Consider the following 19869-nt stretch of genomic DNA (forward strand, 5'->3'; position numbering starts at 1 on the left):
GATTCAGTCCTTGGTAACCAGCCACAGCGGGTTTTGCAGATTTTCCAGGTAATTGGGCAACATACGGCTTCCGCCGTCCTGATCGGGCCAGGTGAGTTTTACCGGGTTCAGCACGACACGAATGATTTGTGGCTTGAAGAGTGAGAAAAGCGCAAAACGCGCCGACAGTTGCGGATGGTCCTGCATATAGTCGCTCAACACTGCGGCAAGCAGTTGGTAAAAACGTCGTTCCGGAACGCCAAGGCGCGCCATTAACGGCGAAATAAAACGCAGGACCGTGACAAAATGGCCAGTCTGCAAATCATGAATCAAATAGTCAGCACTCAGGCGTGCCGTCACATCGCGGACGTCCTGAGGCAAAGAGTCCATCTCCGGAAAATCGTCCTTTACCAGACGCATATCGCCCTGAAAATCTTTCAGCAATACGCGCTGGGGTACGCCGTCTTTCATCGCCAGCGTAATATTTTGCCCGTGTGCGATCAGCGCCACGCCATAACGGCACAGCAGGTGATACAGCGGCACCACGGCCACGCGGAACATCTGACTTAACCAGGCCTCGGCGCTCAGGCCCGAGCGGGCAATGTAGGCGCCGATAAGCGGCTGGTTGTTTTCATCGCACTCCATCAGCGTGGCCATCAGAATTGGCGTTTCGTCCGCGTGCAGCCAGCGCGACGGATTTTCACGCCAGATCACGCCCAGCATTTCCTGGTAGCGATAGGGGGCTTCGGGCAACGCGCCGTAGCCGCGATGGGAAACATAACCGGCGGCCGGCTCGCCCAGGATCACCGCCCCGCTCTGCTGCAGCGTCGTGTCGGTGGCAAAGACGTTTTGTAGCCAGCGGGAGGCCAGCGGGCCCGCCGCGATATATTTGCCCGGAATACCGCGATAGCAGGAGGTGTTGTAAATGGTAAGCGGCAGTTTGATATCCAGCCCGCCCTGACGGCTGGCGTTGGTCAAGGTGCGCAGTGACTGTTGCGCCAGCCAGCGATCGCCAAATTCACCCAGCGACAGCATATTGCCCGTGGCCAGATCCGCGACAAAATCGAGCGCGATTTTTTGCTGCCACTGCCAGGGATGCACCGGCAAAGGCAGCCAGCTGTCGTCCAGCCCCTGCGCCTGCCAGGCCTCGGTGAAACGCGTATATTCGGCTCTGTCCATCGCGGCCTGCAACAACTGCTGGATGTCCAGCTCGCTGTCGCAGCGCCAGACCATATGATCACGCTTTACCGCCAGCCAGTGCAGGCGGAAGGTATTCATATATTCGGGTGCGTAGCGCGCCAGCGCCTCTTGTCCCCATCCGCGACGGCCTTTATTAAAGGCAAACTTGGGATGGCCGCTGAGCAGGCACTGCAGGCGGTCGGCATCCATATCAATCAGCGCATCGGCACTCATGCCCTGACGTGCCTGCATAAGCTGAAGATCGCCGCGCAGCGTGGCATAGAGATCCTGCATATGTTCCGCCACCGTGGCATCACTCATCGACAGCACCGGCTGTAGCTGGCACAGCAGCGTCTGGGCCAGTACCGGCTCATCCGCACAGCGCAGGCTTTGTGCATCTATCCATAACCAGCCCCAGATGCCCCGCTCGGCGGTGAACTGCCATTCGGCACCCGGCAGACTGATGCAGTAACGGTTGTCGCCCTGCGGCTGAGCCTGAAAGACCTGCTCGTACTCCAGCTCGGCCAGCATTTTTGCCACCAACTGACGGTTAACGGTTTCCCATGCGTGCGAATTCATCACAGGCCCACCTCGCTGAAGAAACGGGCGCGCTGGGTCATCACCAGGCGAGAGCGCTTGTGCGGAAAGTCGAACTCTTTCACGGTGGTATAGCCCGCGGGTTCAAGGTGACGAAACAGGCGCTGATTATCCGCCCGTGGTTCCAGCACCAGGCGCTGAGTTTGCGGATTATCCAGCAGCAGATAGTGGCTGATGCCGCGCAGCCAGCTCTGCACAAAGTGCGGCCCGCGCCACTGCGGCTCCCCCACCAGCAGATGCAAACCGCGATCGTACGGCTGCCAGCTGTAGTGCCGTCCGATACGATCTTCCGCCGCCCAGTAAATTTCAAAGTAGCTGAAGGGCTCGTCATCAAAACAGCCAATCAGCGGAAAGGCATAGCTGCTGCCGAGCTGGCGTTCAAGATAGGCGGTCTGAGTGGCCAGCGATCCGCTCTGCTCCCAGAAGTAATCCACGCGCGGATCGTTCATCCAGCGGGTAAACGCTTCGGCATCCCGGGCAGGATCGGCCACGCGGAAGCTCAGCGTTCGCCGTACGCGCGGATCGTAACGGCGATACACTTCGCCATCAGGTCGCGCTGGGCGCTGGGGAAAATAGATCTCACGTTCGGCATCAAATACCATCTCGCCGGAGGCCTGCTGACGAGGCGCAGACAACCACAGCGGCAGTTGCCAGAACGTCTCGCGGTGGACGATATCGCTTTTCAGTGCCGCAAACAGCGCCAGCGCCTGAGGCTCTTCACGCCACTCTGCGAAGGGCAGCACCACGGCAGAAAGCTGCGGGGCAGCGATAAACATCTGATCCAGCGCATCACGCAGCCAGCCTTCGGGCAGTGGACCGGCAAAATGCAGCACCGCACTGTTGTCCTGTCCCCAACCCAGATTCAGGGTTTTTCCTGACTTTTCGCAACGCAGGCCGTGGCCGCTGTGAACAATCGTTGCCTGAGACATTTAGCGCTCCTGAGACAGCAGTGGGTTGATGAAGTCGAAGTAGATCACCGACGGATCGACGATGGTGTTTTCATTGTGATCGTGCAGGTAACAGAAGAAGTTGCCCTTGACGTTCCAGTGCGGGCTTTCCAGCACGTAATCCAGGCAGCCCTTGTGCGTGACCTCGTTACGTAGCGCACTTAACGCATCGCGTACCCGCGCCATCAAATGGGTTTCACTGTCCATGCCCGCCGCGCCCAGTGCCGCCGTGACGGCAAAGGTAGAATTCACTAACAGGTAATAGGGGAAGTAGCGCAGCAGCTGCTCGCGACTAAAGACGTTTTCCGCCTGCGCTTCGCCAATCATGTCCAGCCAGCCTGCGGCGTGAGGCATAAAGGCGCTGCCCTGGCAGTCGCGATAAATCAGGCCAACCGGCAGGTCCTGCTCCATTTCCACCAGGATATTTTGCTGATGGGCTAACAGCACCAGGCCGTAATCGGCTTCGGCGGTGAACAGGGGCTTCAGCACCTGCTGGCAGTAGGCGTCGACCCAGGCATGCGCAGCCTGTTTTTCGCTGATGTGCAGGCGCTGGCTCAGGCGCTTTACTGCGGCAGACAGCAGTGAGTCGCCGCCGTCCGGTGCGGACTGCGTCAGGGAGACCAGCACGTTGGTCTGGCTCTGCGGCCTGTCGACAATCAGGTTTTCACGCAGTGCGAACAGGCTCTCTTCCATAATCGTGCCCTGCGCATCGCGCAGTCCGGCCCAGCCATCTTCCTGCATCACGCGAAACGCCGGGAAGCGTGCCTGCATGTCCTGCCAGCGGTCGGTCTGCGCCAGACGCGCCAACCGCATGCCGCGTTTGACCTCTTTGACCGACAGGGTGCGGACGGAGTTTGTCAGCCGCACGCTCAGGGAAAACTTGATCATGTCGCGGCTGGTCGCGCAGTACAGCGAACGCGATGAGGTGGTGGGCAGCCAGGGCGCACCGGCTTCACCCAGGTCAGTAACCAGGCCTTTTTCCACCAGTTGCTGACACCAGGTCTGCTGGAGCAGATAGTCCGCCTGCCAGGGATGGAGCGGGAACAGCCACTGCCGATCGGTTAGCGCATGCAGTAACTGCGGCGCGTTTTCTGCCGCAAAGCGCGTCAGGCGCTGCTGCAACGTCAGCTGCAGGCTATCACCCGCCAACTGGTCTTTATCCACCGCAAACCAGCGTAACGGAAAATGTGGCGCAAAATCAGGCAGGTAACGTTCGGCCTGCTGCTGCGTAAAAGGTTCATGTGATTTGGGTGCCGGATGGAAGGCGTGCCCGACCAGCAGGGCCTGCTCTGCTTCGGCAAAGTTCAGGGCTTTCTCACGCAGGCCTCGCCAGTCGTGGCGGGCAGCCGTTGCCTCAGCGGTATGCACATGGCTTTCCATCACGCGCTGGTAAAACGCCTCACAGCCGGGAGCGGGCAGCTGTTGCTGATGTTGCAGTTTATCGACAATCAGTCTGGCAACGGTGGCGAACGTCACCGTCTCGCTGCCACGGTGAGTGACCAGCCGGGCCGGGAAGGCAAAACGGTGATGCTGGGTAGGAGAAAAGTAAGCCACCTTAAAGTGTAGGGCCTTCTCTTCCGCCAACGGAATCACTAACTCGGCGGGTTCACCCTGGCTGAGTCGCCAGTCCTTGGTTTCACGGATCAGGGAATTCAGGAAGCACTGTGCGGCCACATCCCAGGATCCATTGTGCGTCGATTGAATCATTATCAAACAATTTCCAGGCGTTATGATAATGCGAATTCTGCCGATAACAGTTCTCATTATCAACGACAATTGTTAGAATTGGCGGAATAAATTTTACAAATACATACAACAAAGATACGGGCTAGCAACATTGTGACATCTCTTGAACTGACCGCTACGCCACAAAAAGCCTTACCTAACTGGCCTTTAGCATTAAGCGCCGGACTGCTGGGCGTCGGACAGAATGGTTTGCTGGTGGCTATCCCGATGCTGGTTGCGCAGACCAGTTTAAGTCTTTCGGTCTGGGCGGGATTGTTAACGCTCGGCTCTATGCTGTTTTTGCCCTCATCGCCGTGGTGGGGAAAACAGATTGCGCGTCTCGGCAGCAAACCGGTCGTGCTTTGGTCACTGGCCGGTTATGGCGCAAGTTTTTTGCTACTCGCTATGGGCTGCGCACTTCTTTCCACGCGGGCGGTCAGTGCTCCGATTGGATTAGGTATATTAATTATTGCCAGGGTGATTTATGGCCTGATGGTGTCGGCGATGGTTCCGGCGTGCCAGGTCTGGGCGCTAAACCGTGCCGGTGAAGGCAAGCGCATGACGGCGCTGGCGACCATCAGCTCCGGTCTGAGCTGCGGCAGGCTGTTTGGCCCGCTGTGCGCTGCCGGAATGTTAGTCATTCATCCGATGGCACCGCTGGTGTTACTGGTCGTTGCGCCGTTGCTGGCGCTGGCTATGTTGTTGCCGTTGCGCGGAACCGAGCCGCAGCCTGCGGTGGCGCGCAGGAATGCCCGCCTGCGCATCGATTGTCTGCCCTATCTGCTGTGCGCTCTGCTGCTGGCGGCCACGGTGAGCCTGATGCAGTTGGGCTTATCCCCGGCACTGGCCAGACAGTTTACCGGTGATACCGCCGCAATCAGCCATCAGGTTGCCTGGCTGCTGAGCGTGGCGGCCATCGCCTCACTGGGCGCCCAGTTTATGGTACTGCGACCCCAGTTACTGACGCCGCTTGCGCTGTTGCTGAGCGCAGGGCTGTTGATGTCTCTGGGTCTGGCGATGATGCTGAGCACACCGCTCTGGCTGTTTTACACCGGCTGTGCCCTGCTTTCGTTTGGTGCTGCACTGGGTACGCCGGCTTATCAGCTGCTGCTAAATGACAGGCTGGCAGACGGTGCCGGTGCCGGCTGGATAGCCACCAGCCATACCTTAGGCTACGGATTGTGCGCGCTGCTGGTTCCCCTGGTGTCGCAGTCACAGGGCGCAACGGCGCTGATCGCTGCCGCATTCAGCGCTGCCCTGCTGTTCGTGGCGATGTCAGGTGTGATCTGGCGTGCACGTCGCCGCTCAACCTTATCGGCTCATTAACCAAAAGGAACGACGATGGCTGAAGCCCATAGCTACCGCCTGTTTGACGTAAAACTGGCACGCAAGCGTCATCTTTCTCCCTCAATGCTGAGCCTGGTGTTCAACGGGCCTGACGTGGCGCAGATGAAGTCTGACGCGCCCGATCAGCGGATCAAAATTTTGCTGCCGGCGGAAGATGGCAGCATGCCTGCGCTTCCCAATGATGGCGAGTGGTACCAGACCATTCTGTCGCTGCCAAAAGAGAAGCGTCCGCTGTTGCGCACCTATACGCTGCGTCATCTCGATCCTGAGCGCCAGGAGTTGACGATTGAGTTTGTCAGCCACGGTACGGAAGGCCCGGCATCGGCCTGGGCAATCAATGCTGAACCGGGTGACGGCCTGGTGATCGTTGCGCCCAATGCGGCCTGTGAATCTGACAGCGGCGGATATGAATGGACGCCGCCGGATGCGCTGCGTAATGCGTTACTGATTGCCGATGAAACCGCATTACCCGCGGCGAAAGGCATTCTGGAAAGACTGTCCCGACAGGAAAATCCGCCTCGGGTTCAGGCCTTTTTTGAAGTCCCGGATGCGGATGATTGCGTCGATCTGCACGCCTATACCTTTGCCGACATCGTCTGGTTGCCGCGAAAACCTGCATTTGCTTCACACGGGGAATGCCTGGTTGAGGCAATAAAATCCCGGGTTAACGTTCCCGATGGCCGCCGCCAGCAGGACGTGCAGGAAGAGGCAGAAGGCGAATTGCTGTGGGACCGTGCTCAGGGCCGCAACACGGAATTTTACGGTTGGGTAGCGGCCGAATCGACCGTGGTGAAGCTATTACGCCGCCACCTGATAGGGGAGCGCGGCGTCGATCGCGACGCGATTAACTTTATGGCTTACTGGGCCAAAAAGCGGGCACACTAAACACCGCCTTAGGGTTGGCGCATTCAGGGAAACAAGGATGATTTCTGGACGTTGTTTATGCGGAACGGTCGTTTTTAAGCTGGCTCAACAACCCAGCCATTTTTACCGCTGTCACTGTTCGCTGTGCCGCCGTCAGACCGGTACCGGCCATAACCTGGCCACGCTGGTTCATGCCGATCAGTTTAGCTGGCTGGCCGGTGAAGCCGATATCAGCAGTTGGCGTCGCCCGCAGGGATACCGTAATGACTTCTGCAGGCACTGTGGCTCGACGGTGCCGAACCTGTTGCGCGGCCGCCCCCTGATCTGGCTACCGATTGGGCTGTTAGATGAAGACCTCGCGTTGCAGTGTGCAGCCGATTACTGCCTTGAGGATGCAATGTCCTGGGACGTTCAGGAGGTAAAAAACGGATATCCGCACGCGCCAGATTCGCTGGATGCCCTGCTCCTTGCGTTGAACGGTGACAAATAGCCCCTGAAGACGCGTTCCTCATCGCGATCCCTCTGTCACGAACGGGTGGCGTTTTTCAGCAGATCGAGCAGGGTAACAATTTGTGGATCCAGCGTCAGGATGTCTTTCTTAATCAGTAAGTGCAGCGGGGTGGCACGACGAACGCCGTGCTGTAAGGGCAATATTTTTAGTGTTCCCTGCGCCAGTTCATGTTCGATGCGCTCGAAGGGGATCCAGCCATAACCCACCTGGTGCACCACCGCCTCTACCGCCGCCTCAATAGTCGAAAACGACCAGTAATCGCCATTGCTGCTCTCATCCTGCACGGTGAAATGTTCCCGATCGGCAATGCGAATCAGCGGATACTGTGCCAACCGTTCTTCATCCAGAATGCCGCCATGCTGATGCAAGGGATGGTCGCAGTGCGCCACGGCGACGAAATCCACATTCATCAACCACTCTCCCCGCCCGGCCATATCCTGGCGCTGGGTCACCACCATCACGTCGGCCTCGGCGTAATCGGTGTTGGTTTCCAGCACCTCGGTCAGGTTGATCTGAGTATGAGGATGGCATTGCTGAAACGCCTTAAGGACGGAAAACAGTTGTCGACGCGGAAAGATGCTGTCAACCACCAGATCCAGCTTTGTTCTGACGCCGCTGCGTATTGATCCCGCAAACGCCTCCAGTGAATGAAAAGCTTTCAGTAGCGGGCGCACCTGCGCCAGCAGCAACTCGCCTGCGGGCGTCAGCACCGCCTTGCGCCCCTCTGCATGTAACAGCGTAATCCCTATGCGCTGCTGCAACATAGCAAGGTTATAGCTGACGGATGACTGGCTGCGGTTGGTCAGACTCGCCGCTCTGGCAAAACTGCCCTCTCGCACCACCTTGTCCAACAGGCTCCACTGCTCCAGTGTGGTTTTATGCATAACCCATCCAATTTTTAAATCAATTTCATCATAAATTAGCGTTTTTAATTCACAAAGTGAATGGGTAAGCTGGTTCCAACCACAGAGGAGAACAAATAATGAGCAAATTCGACAAACACAATCTTGACGGTTTCATCGGTAAACATCTGGTTTATACCTATGACAATGGCTGGAATTACGAGCTGTATATTAAAAACGAAGACACCGTCGATTACCGTATTCATAGCGGCATGGTGGGCAACCGCTGGGTGAAAGACCAGCATGTCTATATTGTCTGCGTCGGTGAAGACATCTATAAAGTGTCCTGGACTGAACCGACCGGCACCAGTGTCAGCCTGATTGCCAACCTGGGCGACAAGCTGTTTCATGGCACCATCTTCTTCCCGCGCTGGGTCATGAATAATCCTGAACGCACCGTCTGCTTCCAGAACGATCATCTGGACGAAATGGCGCAGTACCGCGATGCCGGCCCGACTTATCCAATAGAAGTCATTGATGAGTTCGCGACTATCACCTTTGTCCACGATGCGGGAAAAAATAACGATGACGTGATAGCCTGCGCGGCAAGTGAATTACCTGCCAATTTCCCTGAAAATCTGAAAAAATAATTAGCTATTAAAGGGGGACCCCCCCTTTTTTTAAAAAAAGACGCACACAGCAATTTCGAATTTATCAGAGCCGCTATTTTTCTTTTTTTAGAAACCATCGTCGACGACATATTTTCTTTCACTCATCACATTTATCCGATACTCACGCTGTTTTATTCTGAGCCATTCGTTTTTCGCCCGTCGCGATAACAACCTGAGGCCCAGAATGAAAATCATTTTGCATGTACCTGATAAAAATCGCATTGCTCACGCCCTGGCTAATGCTGGCAATCTGCTTAAAGAAGAGGATTTTGACGGGGATATCGCCATCGTTTTTAATGGCGACGCGGCAGGTGATGTGACTGGCAGGACGATTTCAGATGCCCTTAAGAATGCGCCGAGCGTGACGCTGTTACTCTGCAATAACGCCCTCCGGGCACAAAATATTGACGTCAGCATGCTGCCATCCCACTTTCGCGTCGTGCCCGCCGCCATAACCTACATTATTGAACAGCAGTCGCGGGGCGCTTTATACGTTCGCCCCTGAACGGCCTTCACTACAGGGGTTTACTTTTGGCCAACCACTCAATACCGCGCAGCATACCAGCCCAATAAAAGCGCGGTAAGAACCAGGCCTTTAGCCACCATGCTGCGCGGCTGGGACGGGCTGAATGGAGCGGAAAGGTCGGCAGCAGGCGGTTGCCATAACCAAACTCAGCCAGCACGACTTTGCCTTTCTCCACGGTGAGCGGACACGAACCGTAGCCATCGTAACGCGTTTGCGGGATCGCCCCGTTAACGACCTGCCTCAGGTTTTCGGCCACGACCACGATCTGTTTACGCGCCGCTGCGGCCGTCTTGGCGTTCGGCGTTGAGCAGCAATCGCCCAAAGCAAAAATATCGGGCCAGCGGCTGTGCTGCAGCGTTTCTTTATCGACATCACACCAGCCAGCAGCATCCGCCAGACCGCTTTCGGCAATAAAGTCTGGCGCAGCCTGAGGCGGGACAACATGGAGCATATCGAACGGCAGGGTGACTTCACGCGTGCTGCCGTCGGGATCGGTGAGAGTAAACGTCGCCTGCTTATTGATTCCATCAACGGCAATAAGCGTATGTCCAAAATTGACCTGCGCCTGGTATTTCTCCAGATAGGCCTTCAGCGGCGGAACAAATTCGGGCACGCCAAAAACGACCTGACCTGCCAGGCAGAACTGAATGTTGATCTGTGCCAGACGGTCCCGTCGCAGCCAGTAATCGGCGGAGAGATAGAGCGCCTTCTGCGGCGCACCCGCGCACTTTATCGGCATCCCAGGCTGGGTAAAAATGGCTTTTCCCTGCTTCAGGTTTTGCACCAGTTCCCATGTATAGCGCGCCAAATCGTATCGGTAGTTTGACGTTACGCCGTTGCGGCCCAGGGTTTCACTCAGGCCCCTGATTTTATCCCAACGCAGCATCAGACCGCTGGCGATAATAAGATAGTCGTAACCTATTTTTTGGGCTGTCGCTGTTTCAATATATTTCAGATCAGGTGAAACATGCGTCACGGCATCGTGAATCCAGTTCACGCCCGACGGAATAACGTCACTCATGCGTTTTCGGGTTTTTTCAGCGGAAAATAATCCGGCACCCACCAGTGTCCAGGCAGGTTGATAATCATGTTCTTCCTTTGGCTCAATTAGCGTTATTTTGATGTTTTTAATGCGTTTCTTAATACTTGCGATGACGCCAATTCCAGCTGAGCCACCACCAATAACAACAAGATGCGGGTGATGGGGATTATTTTTATCATTCATGCAGGCCTCCCTTTCATTTAACCGTAGTGGATAGCAGCACAGATATAAAGCAAATCAATAGACTTTAAAGTTATAAAAAAAAACCATTATAATATTTAGCTATATGATATAGCAAAAAGAAATAATGAGTTGACAGTCATTTTTACGACCTCTTTAATAGCGTAAAAATAACGCCAGGAATGAAAATGATCATTCAGGAATTCACCCATTTTTCAGCCCTCACGGTGAGCCTGTTAGTTGTAACAGGCATCGCCGTAGGCTTTTTTCTGGCGCTGACCGGCGGCGGCGGATCGGTCATGTGCGTGCCGCTGCTGCTGTATCTGGTGAAGGTGCCCGACACGCATCGGGTCATCGGCACCAGCGCCATTGCGGTGGCGGTCAGCGCCCTGATCAATCTGTTTGCCCATAGTCGTAAAGGCAATGTCAGATGGGCAACGGGTGCGAGAATTTCTCTTGTGGCGGTCTGCGGCGCACTGCTCGGAGCCGAACTAGGAAAAATCGTCAGTGGACAATACCTGCTACTGCCGTTTTCCCTTTTGATGTTCAGCGTGGCGCTGATGATGCTGAGAAAACAGTCTCCTTTGCCCGGTGCCTCCGCGCCAGACAGGCACTTTGCCCCCGCTATCGTCTGGGGAAGCGTACTGCTGCTGGGCATACTGGCCGGATTTATGGGCATCGGAGGAGGATTTTTAGTGGTGCCCGCGCTTGTCTGGTTGTTCCGCTTACCCATGGTGGAGGCGATAGCAACCTCGCTGATGGTGGTGTTCGCCATGGGGATCTCGACCAGCGCAAGCTATGCCCTGGCGGGCAAAGTCTCTGTGGTGATGACAATCTACCTCATTGCTGGCGGCCTGCTGGGCGGCTTAGTCGGTGTCGCGGTGGCCAGCCGGCTGAAACACAATGCGCGCGCGATCAATGCCGTCTTTTCAGCCATGTTGATCGTGATGGCCTGCTACATGTTGCTTAAAAATCTCTGAATAAACGGGAACAGGTTATGAATATCCGCCATTTTAATGCGCAAATCGCGTTTTCCGATGCACCACTTGCAGAGGATTTCAGCCAGTTGCACCAGTTGGGCTTTGACGTTGTGGTTAATAATCGGCCTGATGAGGAAGAAGGCCCCTTTCTGCCTCATCAGCAGGAAAAGGCGCTGGCTGAGCAACTGGGCATGGACTACGTCTATATGCCCTTCACCTTTGACACGCTGAGCTGGGAAGACGTTGAGGCTTTTCATCGTCGGGTTAAACGCGGTGCAAAAATCTTTGCACACTGTCGGAGTGGTGCGCGATCGCTTAGCCTGTTTTTACTGCATGAGTTACGCGAAGGCCGGATAGACGAGGCCGAATTTCGGGCTACCTGCCAACAGTTTGGTGCCGATGCCGATAAGCCCCTGGCCTGGTATGCAAACAGGCTGTGCCATCCGCCTCAGGCAGAGGTGTACCATTTCTATGAACCCGAGAGCGGAAGCCTGCAATATGTGATTGCTGACGGACAAACCCGGCGCTGCGCCATCATCGATCCGGTGCTGGACTTTGATCGCCGCTCGGGAGCGGTATCCTGTCAGCAGGCCCAACGCATACTGGATTTTATTCAGCAAAAAAACTGGCAGGTTGCGTGGGTTCTGGATACCCATCCTCATGCCGACCACTTCTCTGCCGCCGCCTGGCTGGCCGGGAAAACCGGTGCGCCTACCGGCATCGGTGAAAAGGTCACTGAGGTACAAAGGCTGTGGCAAACTCTCTATAACCTGCCCGGCCTGACGCCAGCTGAGAAAATCTGGGACACCTTATTCAGGGACGGCGAGGTATTTTACATCGGCAATCTGCGGGGTGAAGTCATTTTATCTCCCGGCCATACGCTGGCGTCGGTGACCTATCACATCGCCGACTGTGCTTTTATCCACGACACGTTTTTTATGCCCGACAGCGGCACAGCGCGGGCTGATTTCCCCGGCGGCAGCGCTGCCGTATTATGGGACAGCCTGCAACGCATTCTGCAGTTACCTGACGACACACGTTTATTTACCGGTCATGATTATCGCCCTGACGGGCGCGACGTGCAGTTTGAAAGCACGGTACGTGAGCAGCGGGAAAACAATCCGTGGGTGGTTGATCAACATCAACAGGATTTTATTGCCCGGCGGCAGCAGCGTGATGCCACGCTCCCGCTTCCTGAACTGATGCTGATGGCACTGCAGGTCAATATCAACGGCGGACGGTTACCTGAACCCGAGAGCGATGGCGAGCGCTATCTAAAAATCCCGTTAAACCGCTTTTCACTTAAGACGTAAGCAGGGCATAAGGAGTCGAGCGTCATGCATATTGACCTGATCCATTTTACTCCGTGGCAAAGCCTGGCGGGCGGGCTGCTGATTGGCGCGGCGGCGGGCATGCTGGTGCTGTTTTGTGGCCGCATAGCCGGTATCAGCGGCATTCTGGGCGGTCTGCTTAATCGCCGCTCATCAGACAAGCCCTGGCGGCTGGCCTTTATTGCGGGTCTGGTCCTGTCGCCGCTGGTGTTCCAGCTGTTCAGCGCCCTGCCCGCCATTGAAACTGAAGCGTCATGGGGACGTCTGGTATTCGCCGGCGTGCTGGTGGGATTGGGTGTTCGCCTGGGCTCGGGCTGCACCAGCGGTCACGGCGTATGTGGATTATCGCGGCTGTCACTGCGCTCACTGGTGGCGACGCTGGTCTTTATGTTAACCGCCATGCTGACCGTTGGCGTGATGGGCCACGGGTGAATATCAGGAGGAACAATGGCCGTTTTATTTTCTCTGCTTAGTGGGCTGTTATTTGGTACGGGCTTAATCGTCAGCGGCATGGCGAACCCGGCCAAGGTTCTGGGTTTTCTGAACATTACCCGCGCCTGGGATCCCTCTCTGGCGCTTGTGATGGGCGGCGCGATTACCGTCGGGCTGGTGGCCTTCTGGCTGGCCTCCCGACGTGAGCGTCCGGTCTTTGGCGAAACCTTTCATCTGCCCGGCCAGCGCGCGCTGGATAAAAAACTGATCGCAGGGGCTATGCTGTTCGGGATTGGCTGGGGGCTGGCTGGCATCTGCCCCGGTCCGGCGCTGGTGCTGCTCGGCGGCGGAGTGCTTAAGGGCGCAGTGTTCCTGATCGCCATGCTGGCAGGCATGCTGCTCTTTGAGTGGCTCGACAGCCGCACCGCCTCACTTTCATCACGACGTTAAGAGACAGGGATTAATGAAAACGTTCAGGATACTGCTTTCCGCACTGCTGTTGAGCAGCACGACCCAGGCGGCTACGCTGCCCGCCCCCGTCCAGCAAATTGAAAAGCAGGGCGTGGAAATCATCAAACCCTTTAAGGCACCCGGCGGGGTTCAGGGCTGGCTGGGTCAATATCAGGGAACCGGCGTCACCATTTACCTGACGCCAGATGGTCAGCATGCGATTTCGGGCTATATGTATGACGCGCAGGGCAATAACCTCAGCGAAAAAATCATCAATGATGAAATTTATTTGCCCGCCGGACGCGCCATGTGGAAGCAACTGCAGGCCATGCCGGGCATCAAGGAGGGAAGCGCTGAAGCCCGCTGTCAGGTCGTGGTCTTTGCCGATCCGTTCTGCCCCTACTGCCGGACCTTCTGGCAGCAGGTGCAGCCGCTGGTACAAAATAACTCGCTCAGCATCAAAACCCAGCTTGTCGGCATTCTCAAGCCCGAGAGCGGACGCTACGCGTCTGCCATTCTCGCGGCGGCCGATCCTGCTCAAGCCTGGCAGGATTTCGAACGCTCGCAGGGTAAAAATAAGCCGGCCTTCCCGGACAGCACGCCGCGCGCGCTGTTTGATCAGATTCAGCATAACCAGGCACAGATGCAGGCGTTAGGGGCCAACGGCACGCCCGCTATCTACTACCTGAATCATGAACAAAAGCTGCAACAGATTGTTGGCCTGCCTGATAAACAGCAGATGGCCGATCTGGCCGCCTGTCGGTAAGCGGCGTTAACGCGCCAGAGATGAACGGTAGCGAAGCCTGGCGGGCAAGATAATCTGTTTGTCCGCCGGTTCCTGCCCCTGGATCATTTGGCTAATCACGGAAAAGCACTCCTGCGCCAGGCGCGGTACGTTCTGTTCTACGGTATCGATATGCAGTGACAGTGAATCATACAGGTAGTGATCGTCGAAACTGGCTATGTGAATATCACTCTCCAGGAGATGGTGTTGGCTCATATAGCGCAGCACCCCTTCCAGCAAACCGCAGGCGGCGGTAAACAGCGCCTTAGGTGGCCTGCCAAGACGGGCACACAGGGCCGCAAACATTTCATAGCCGCTGCTGGGATGGTAGTTGCCCTGAATAATCCATTCCGGCCGGGGACTTACTCCCGCCCGCTCCAGCCCCTGCATAAAGCCGGCCAGACGATCTTTGGTCGGCGACAGTCGTGGCTGCCCGCCCAGGAAATAAACCTCATCGGGATGAGCACGCGCCAGGCGCTCTACCAGCTCGGCGGTCGGCGTAATCGAATCGGTGATCACCAGCGGCAAACTGCTGTTATTCACGTGGCGGTCAAACAGCACGACCGGCAGCTGTTCACTCAGCTTCAGATAGTCGCTGTCGCTCTGCTGACTTGAGGCGACGATCAGGCCATCAACCTGACGCGAGACCAGGTTGTTAACCACCAGCGTTTCCTGGCTGGCATTTTCATCGGTACAGGAGATCAGCAGCTGTAGCCCGGCTTCACGGCAAAGGTTCTCTAGCGCGTGAGAGAAAACGGCGAAACCGTAGTTGGTGATCTCCGGCACCACCAGCCCTAACGTATGGCTGCGGTTTTCGCGCAGCAGACGGGCATGGATACTGGGCAGATAGTGGTGCTGTTGCGCAAGAGACATCACGCGTTCGCGCGTCTCTTCTGCCACGCGCAGCTCTTTACCGCGCCCGTTGAGCACCAGGCTGGCCGTGGCTTTTGACACCCCGGCCAGCGCAGCGATATCACTGATGGTCACGCGCTTTGTTTTTTTCACGTCGGTGCTTCGTTTAAGGAAACAAGGGCTTATTCTACCATGCAGGATCGTAACGACCAGTAGCAGGCAGTGACTTCTGCGCTGCCGCTCAGGCGTAAACGGGCAGGATGCTGCGGGAAGTAGCGACTACTCATCACGCCTTCGCCGTCATTGATAAAAATCTCGACGCTGGAGTGATCGCACAGAATATGCAGTTTGCGCGCGCTGCCGCACCAGTGACGATAAAGCCATTCGCCGTTTTCCAGACTGCGGCGTGCCAGACAAAGCGTCTCCTGATGCCAGCTCAGCCGGAGCGTATCGGCAAAGTCCAGCGTGATATCGCCGCCGGACGTCAGCACCAGCTCAAGACGTCGGGCCGCCATCTCCGGTGCGCCATCCGCAGGCCCGCGATAGCGTTGCTCGTCCAGCCGCAGCGCCTGCAGCTCGGCCACCGGCTGCTGATAAAGCCGCCCGTCCCGCTCGGTCAGCTCACGTATACAGGTCATCTGATGAATCCAGCCAAACGCCACGGTGGGCTGGCGCATTTCTTCGCCGTCCGGCACGCCCATCCAGCCCACCAGCAGCCTGCGCCCGTCCTGGGTTAACGTGGTTTGCGGGGCATAAAACTCAAAGCCGGCATCCAGTTCATTAAAGGCACCGTGCGAGTAATGCGCGTTCTCATAGTCGAGCGTACCGCTGAGCCATGCGCAGGGATGGGTATTCAGATAGCGCTTATCTTCCCGGGGAATGCCCTGCGGGCAGCAGATCAGAAACGTCGAGGCTCCCAGGGTGAACATGTCAGGGCATTCCCACATATAGCCCGCCGCGCCTAATCCGCCCAGGCCACTTCCCGCTATTTCGCCCAGGTTCTCCCAGTGGCGCAGATCGCTGGCACGCAGTAACAGGACTTTGCCCTGTAACTGCGCGTCCTGCGCGCCCAGCACCATGTACCAGTACCCGCCATGCCGCCAGACTTTGGGGTCACGGACATGACCGGTGTAGCCTTCAGGCAGCGGGATAACCGGCCCCAGCTTGTCGAATCCGCCCTCACCGTTCTGCACGGCCAGGCACTGCCAGGCGGTACGTGAGCCGTCCTCAAATTTAACATTCCCCGTGTAACACAGGGTTAGCTCGCCATTGTTGTCCACCGCACTGCCGGAATAGCATCCGCTGCGGTCATACTCTTCATCGGGCAACAGCGCGACCGGCTCGTGTTCCCAGTGCAGTAAATCCGCTGAACGCCAGTGGCCCCAGCATTTGTGCTTGTGCTCGCAGGCCAGGGCATTCCACTGATAGAACAGATGGTACTGTCCGTTGAAGTGGATAAAGCCATTGGGATCGTTAAGCAGCCCGGTAACTGGCGCCAGGTGCCAGCCCGGATAGTGGCTGTCCTCCCGCGCCCTGGGCTGGCCTTTCATTACCGCCTTAAGCATGGCGGGGAGCAGGTTTTTCAGGGCCATTATTCAGAATCCGTTTTGTACTTGAGCAGGAAAGCGATGACAAAGGCGACACTAAAGGCGATCACCATACCAATAATATAATTCAGCAGCGAACTGGCCTGAACAATGGCCATGCCGGGTAAGCCAGTCAGCCCCACTGCGGTCATATAGACCTTAACGGAAACCACCCAGGCACCGCCGATGGCACCACCGATCAGTCCGGCAATAAACGGCTTCATAAAGCGCAGGTTGATACCAAAGATGGCGGCTTCGGTAATGCCCAGCAGGGCCGAAAAGGCTGAAGGCAAGGTAATGGCTTTGATTTTAGGATCCTTGGTTTTAAACCACACCGCCAGACAGGCACCGCCCTGCGCCACGTTGGCCATCGCCCAAATCGGCAACAGGAAATTGACGCCGATTGAAGGATTACCCAGCAAGCCCGCTTCAATGGCGTGGAAACTGTGATGCACGCCAGTAATCACGATAACGGAGTACAACCCGCCAAACAGTAATCCGGCCAGCCAGCCAGCATGAGCAATCAACGTGCTGAGCACGAAGGAGATGCCGTCACCCAAGGCACGCCCCGCCGGACCAATAATCAGCAGCGCCACAAAGCCAGAAATAATTACGGTCAGGAACGGCGTCAGAATCAGGTCGAGCGCGTCAGGGATGATGCGCCGTAACTGTTTTTCCAGCAGGCTCATAAACCACACGGCCAGCAACACCGGAAACACCGTGCCCTGGTAGCCGATCATCGCGACTTCAATCCCAAAGAAGTTCATGGTGTGGAACCCGGACGCCACGCCCCAGGCATTGGTCAGCGCCGGATGGGTCAGGATGCCGCCCAGCGTAGCCCCCAAAAACGGGTTACCGCCAAACTCACGTGCTGCCGTAAAGCCGATCAGGATCGGCAGAATAATAAACGCCGCCGAACTGCACATATCCAGCATGATATACAGGGCATTTTCCGGGTTCACCCAGCCATAAGTTTTGACCATGCCCAGCAGGCCCATGAGCAGGCCGGACGCGACAATGGCCGGAATAATTGGCACGAAAATATTCGAGAGCAAACGGGCGATGCGCTGGAAAGGATTGAGCTTGCGGGCCGCGATATCGGCGGCTTCAGATTTACTCGATTCACTGATCCCGGCTTCGGCGACAAAGGCGGCGTAGACTTTGTTGACCACCCCGGTGCCAAAAATCACCTGCAGCTGTCCGGCATTACGGAAACAGCCTTTTACCCCGTCGATTTTTCCGATCGCGCTGGTATCCGCTTTGGCGTCATCGACCAGCACCAGCCTGAGCCGGGTCGCGCAGTGCGCCGCGCTGGCAATATTCTCTTTGCCCCCCAGCAACGGCAGTAATGCACGGGAGATTTGTACGAAATCCATAAAAAACCTCTGTTTTATCGTGTGATAGTGTCGGCCCGGCTGAAACAGCCCCGCAGGGCCGACTGATCAGAACCAGGTTTCCATTTGTACGCCGAAGTTCCACTCACCGCCCGCTTCAAAGCCGCTGCTGCCAAAGGCATCGCCGCGCGCGTAGTTATCCAGTCGGTGGTCCCAGTCCATCCAGGTGGCAAAAAGGCGAATTTCCGGACGTTTGAGGAATTCACCCACGTTGCTGGCCTTCAGCGTAGGCGCAACGGTCAGTTTGTAGAAATTACCGTTGACCGCACTGCGCTGATTAAAGCCCTCTGGTCGCAGATCCATATACTGATAGGTAGCTTCGTACTGCATTTCAAAGTTCTCGGTCAGCCCCTGAATCAGGCGCATGTTGGCGGTGGCCCACTGATAGCTGTCGCCCTTGACGTAACGATCCTTACTGCTTTGCGCCAGCACCGCCGGGGCGATATGCCAGCCGCCGCCCAGCGGGGTAATCCCGTAGCTGGCCAGCCGCCAGGTATCGGCATCCGGTAACAGTGCCCCGTCTGAACCGATAGCTTTTACCTCTGCACCTAAGCCGTGACCGTACAGCACGGCCGTTTTCGCTGAACCCTCGCGCAGGCCATAGAAGCTGTCGTTATGCAGCCCCACCAGCGCATGTAACCCGGTGTTCGCGGCATCGCCCTTCACCTTCAGGCCGTTCACATCCAGCCGGTCGTCGTTATCTTTCGCCCGCATGCCGCTCAGCATCAGCTGGAATGGGCCGTAGAAGTTGTTAGCCGTCAGAATATAGTTCTGTGCGGTGTTGTCGTTGTTCTCGATATCGCCAAAGGTTCGTCCGTAAAGCGACAGATTGCTGTGAGCCTGATCGCTCCACTTCATGTCGTAAATACCTGCTCCGGTACCGGCGAGAAACACCACATCGGAGTCGATCCAGTGGATATCGAAATTATCCCGGGCAAAGCGTTTACCCGCCCAGACGGTCGTGTCTTTGAACGCGCCGGTAAAGGTCGGGAGCTGGCCCAGCTCGACAAAAGCCTGACGCAGATTGAGGTCGCTGCTGGATGCCGTCCAGTCGTTATAGGTGCGCTGGCCGTCGGCCAGCATCGCCTTGAAGCGGGTCGTTGCGCCGTTTTCCAGCGTTTGTTTATGTTCCAGATTCAGCTCTACGTAGGTATCAGGTTCGTTACCTAAGCGGCCGACGTGCCCGCCGGTTTCCCCGGCAGGCGTCACGGTCGGGCCGCCCTGAGTTTTGGTCGCCGAGCTGTTCATCAGTAGCCCGGAACGGGCATAGCCGTGAAATTCGAAGCCGTCTTCACTGCTCGCTTTCTGCTCCAGCTTCGCCGTGCGCTGTTCAACCTGCGTCGCGGTGGCCTGGCTTTTCTGCTGTGCGCGGGCAAGCTGCTGCGCCTGTTTTTCTGCGGCTTCTGCGCGATTCTCTGCCGCATTCGCCCGCTGCTCTGCGGCCTGTAACCGCTGCTCCAGTGCCGCCAGCCGTGCTTCAATACTGCTCATGCTTGGTTCTGCTGCCAGAACCGGCCCCGCGCTCAGTAGCAGCCCAACGGTTACGGCAAGTGCCTTTTTATTCATCGTTTTACATCCCAGAAAAGGTAAGGGTAGTGATGCTGTCTTTTGCTAAACCGTTTTAGTTTTCGGATGATATTCATCGATGTA

At 56.7% G+C, this 19869-nt stretch carries 19 protein-coding genes; 10 read left to right on the forward strand and 9 right to left on the reverse strand.

Annotated elements, in window-relative coordinates; translation table 11 throughout:
* Positions 1-3 precede the first annotated feature (3 nt).
* From iucC to iucA, 3 genes are read right to left on the reverse strand one after another with little or no spacing between them, the layout of a single operon-like run.
* Positions 4-1737 carry an aerobactin synthase IucC gene (gene iucC / locus P9J57_RS18960; RefSeq protein ID WP_015701216.1) on the reverse strand — a complete coding sequence of 578 codons (1734 nt, stop codon included), beginning with the start codon at positions 1735-1737 and terminating at the stop codon, positions 4-6.
* A complete protein-coding gene (gene iucB, locus P9J57_RS18965) occupies positions 1737-2684 on the reverse strand; it encodes a GNAT family N-acetyltransferase (protein ID WP_014606886.1) in 948 nt (315 codons plus the stop codon). The genes iucC and iucB overlap by 1 nt, the downstream gene beginning before the upstream one ends.
* Positions 2685-4409 (reverse strand): aerobactin synthase IucA, encoded by a 1725-nt coding sequence (gene iucA / locus P9J57_RS18970; protein WP_014606887.1) that lies wholly within the window; start codon positions 4407-4409, stop codon positions 2685-2687.
* A gap of 132 nt (positions 4410-4541) precedes the next feature.
* On the opposite strand from iucA, the gene P9J57_RS18975 reads away from it, so the two are divergent.
* The 3 genes from P9J57_RS18975 to P9J57_RS18985 are packed head-to-tail and all read left to right on the forward strand — an operon-like array spanning position 4542 to position 7128.
* Positions 4542-5753, forward strand: coding sequence for an MFS transporter (locus P9J57_RS18975; RefSeq protein WP_015701218.1), 1212 nt, complete (start codon positions 4542-4544; stop codon positions 5751-5753).
* Between the two features lie 15 nt (positions 5754-5768).
* Positions 5769-6659 carry a siderophore-interacting protein gene (locus P9J57_RS18980; protein WP_210510081.1) on the forward strand — a complete coding sequence of 297 codons (891 nt, stop codon included), beginning with the start codon at positions 5769-5771 and terminating at the stop codon, positions 6657-6659.
* 37 nt (positions 6660-6696) lie between these two features.
* Positions 6697-7128 (forward strand): GFA family protein, encoded by a 432-nt coding sequence (locus P9J57_RS18985; RefSeq protein WP_042676987.1) that lies wholly within the window; start codon positions 6697-6699, stop codon positions 7126-7128.
* Between the two features lie 35 nt (positions 7129-7163).
* On the opposite strand, the gene P9J57_RS18990 is transcribed toward P9J57_RS18985, so the two are convergent.
* The gene (locus P9J57_RS18990; RefSeq protein ID WP_013024245.1) at positions 7164-8033 is read right to left on the reverse strand and encodes a LysR family transcriptional regulator; all 870 of its coding nucleotides are present in this window, start codon (positions 8031-8033) and stop codon (positions 7164-7166) included.
* A 98-nt stretch (positions 8034-8131) separates the two neighbouring features.
* On the opposite strand from P9J57_RS18990, the gene P9J57_RS18995 reads away from it, so the two are divergent.
* On the forward strand, positions 8132-8641 hold the full coding sequence (locus P9J57_RS18995; protein ID WP_015701223.1) for a phenolic acid decarboxylase: 510 nt from the start codon (positions 8132-8134) through the stop codon (positions 8639-8641).
* Between the two features lie 205 nt (positions 8642-8846).
* Positions 8847-9167, forward strand: coding sequence for a DsrE family protein (locus P9J57_RS19000; RefSeq protein ID WP_013024243.1), 321 nt, complete (start codon positions 8847-8849; stop codon positions 9165-9167).
* Between the two features lie 10 nt (positions 9168-9177).
* Here the strand turns inward: P9J57_RS19000 and P9J57_RS19005 are convergent, their stop codons facing one another.
* Complete coding sequence (locus tag P9J57_RS19005) at positions 9178-10413, reverse strand: NAD(P)/FAD-dependent oxidoreductase (RefSeq protein ID WP_483279348.1); 1236 nt, start codon at positions 10411-10413, stop codon at positions 9178-9180.
* Positions 10414-10598: 185 nt separating this feature from the next.
* Here P9J57_RS19005 and P9J57_RS19010 point away from each other — a divergent pair, with 185 nt between their 5' ends.
* The 5 genes from P9J57_RS19010 to dsbG are packed head-to-tail and all read left to right on the forward strand — an operon-like array spanning position 10599 to position 14369.
* Complete coding sequence (locus P9J57_RS19010; protein ID WP_483279349.1) at positions 10599-11390, forward strand: sulfite exporter TauE/SafE family protein; 792 nt, start codon at positions 10599-10601, stop codon at positions 11388-11390.
* A gap of 17 nt (positions 11391-11407) precedes the next feature.
* Positions 11408-12703: a bifunctional sulfur transferase/dioxygenase Blh gene (gene blh / locus P9J57_RS19015; protein WP_483279350.1), complete on the forward strand. Its 1296-nt coding sequence runs from the start codon at positions 11408-11410 to the stop codon at positions 12701-12703.
* A gap of 24 nt (positions 12704-12727) precedes the next feature.
* Positions 12728-13153: a YeeE/YedE family protein gene (locus tag P9J57_RS19020; protein WP_210510087.1), complete on the forward strand. Its 426-nt coding sequence runs from the start codon at positions 12728-12730 to the stop codon at positions 13151-13153.
* 15 nt (positions 13154-13168) lie between these two features.
* Positions 13169-13603 (forward strand): DUF6691 family protein, encoded by a 435-nt coding sequence (locus P9J57_RS19025; RefSeq protein WP_013024238.1) that lies wholly within the window; start codon positions 13169-13171, stop codon positions 13601-13603.
* Positions 13604-13616: 13 nt separating this feature from the next.
* Positions 13617-14369, forward strand: a complete 753-nt coding sequence (gene dsbG, locus P9J57_RS19030) for a thiol:disulfide interchange protein DsbG (protein ID WP_013024237.1) — start codon at positions 13617-13619, stop codon at positions 14367-14369.
* A gap of 6 nt (positions 14370-14375) precedes the next feature.
* On the opposite strand, the gene P9J57_RS19035 is transcribed toward dsbG, so the two are convergent.
* The 4 genes from P9J57_RS19035 to P9J57_RS19050 all read right to left on the reverse strand — a co-directional run bounded on the left by P9J57_RS19035 (position 14376) and on the right by P9J57_RS19050 (position 19785).
* Positions 14376-15392 carry a substrate-binding domain-containing protein gene (locus tag P9J57_RS19035; protein ID WP_014606898.1) on the reverse strand — a complete coding sequence of 339 codons (1017 nt, stop codon included), beginning with the start codon at positions 15390-15392 and terminating at the stop codon, positions 14376-14378.
* 29 nt (positions 15393-15421) lie between these two features.
* Positions 15422-16831, reverse strand: coding sequence for a sucrose-6-phosphate hydrolase (locus P9J57_RS19040; RefSeq protein ID WP_014606899.1), 1410 nt, complete (start codon positions 16829-16831; stop codon positions 15422-15424).
* The gene (locus tag P9J57_RS19045; RefSeq protein ID WP_013024234.1) at positions 16831-18201 is read right to left on the reverse strand and encodes a sucrose-specific PTS transporter subunit IIBC; all 1371 of its coding nucleotides are present in this window, start codon (positions 18199-18201) and stop codon (positions 16831-16833) included. Before P9J57_RS19045 ends, P9J57_RS19040 begins: the two co-directional genes overlap by 1 nt.
* Before the next feature lie 66 nt (positions 18202-18267).
* On the reverse strand, positions 18268-19785 hold the full coding sequence (locus P9J57_RS19050) for a carbohydrate porin (protein ID WP_483279351.1): 1518 nt from the start codon (positions 19783-19785) through the stop codon (positions 18268-18270).
* Positions 19786-19869: the final 84 nt, after the last annotated feature.

The sequence above is a fragment of the Pantoea sp. nfd-35 genome (assembly GCF_056892255.1).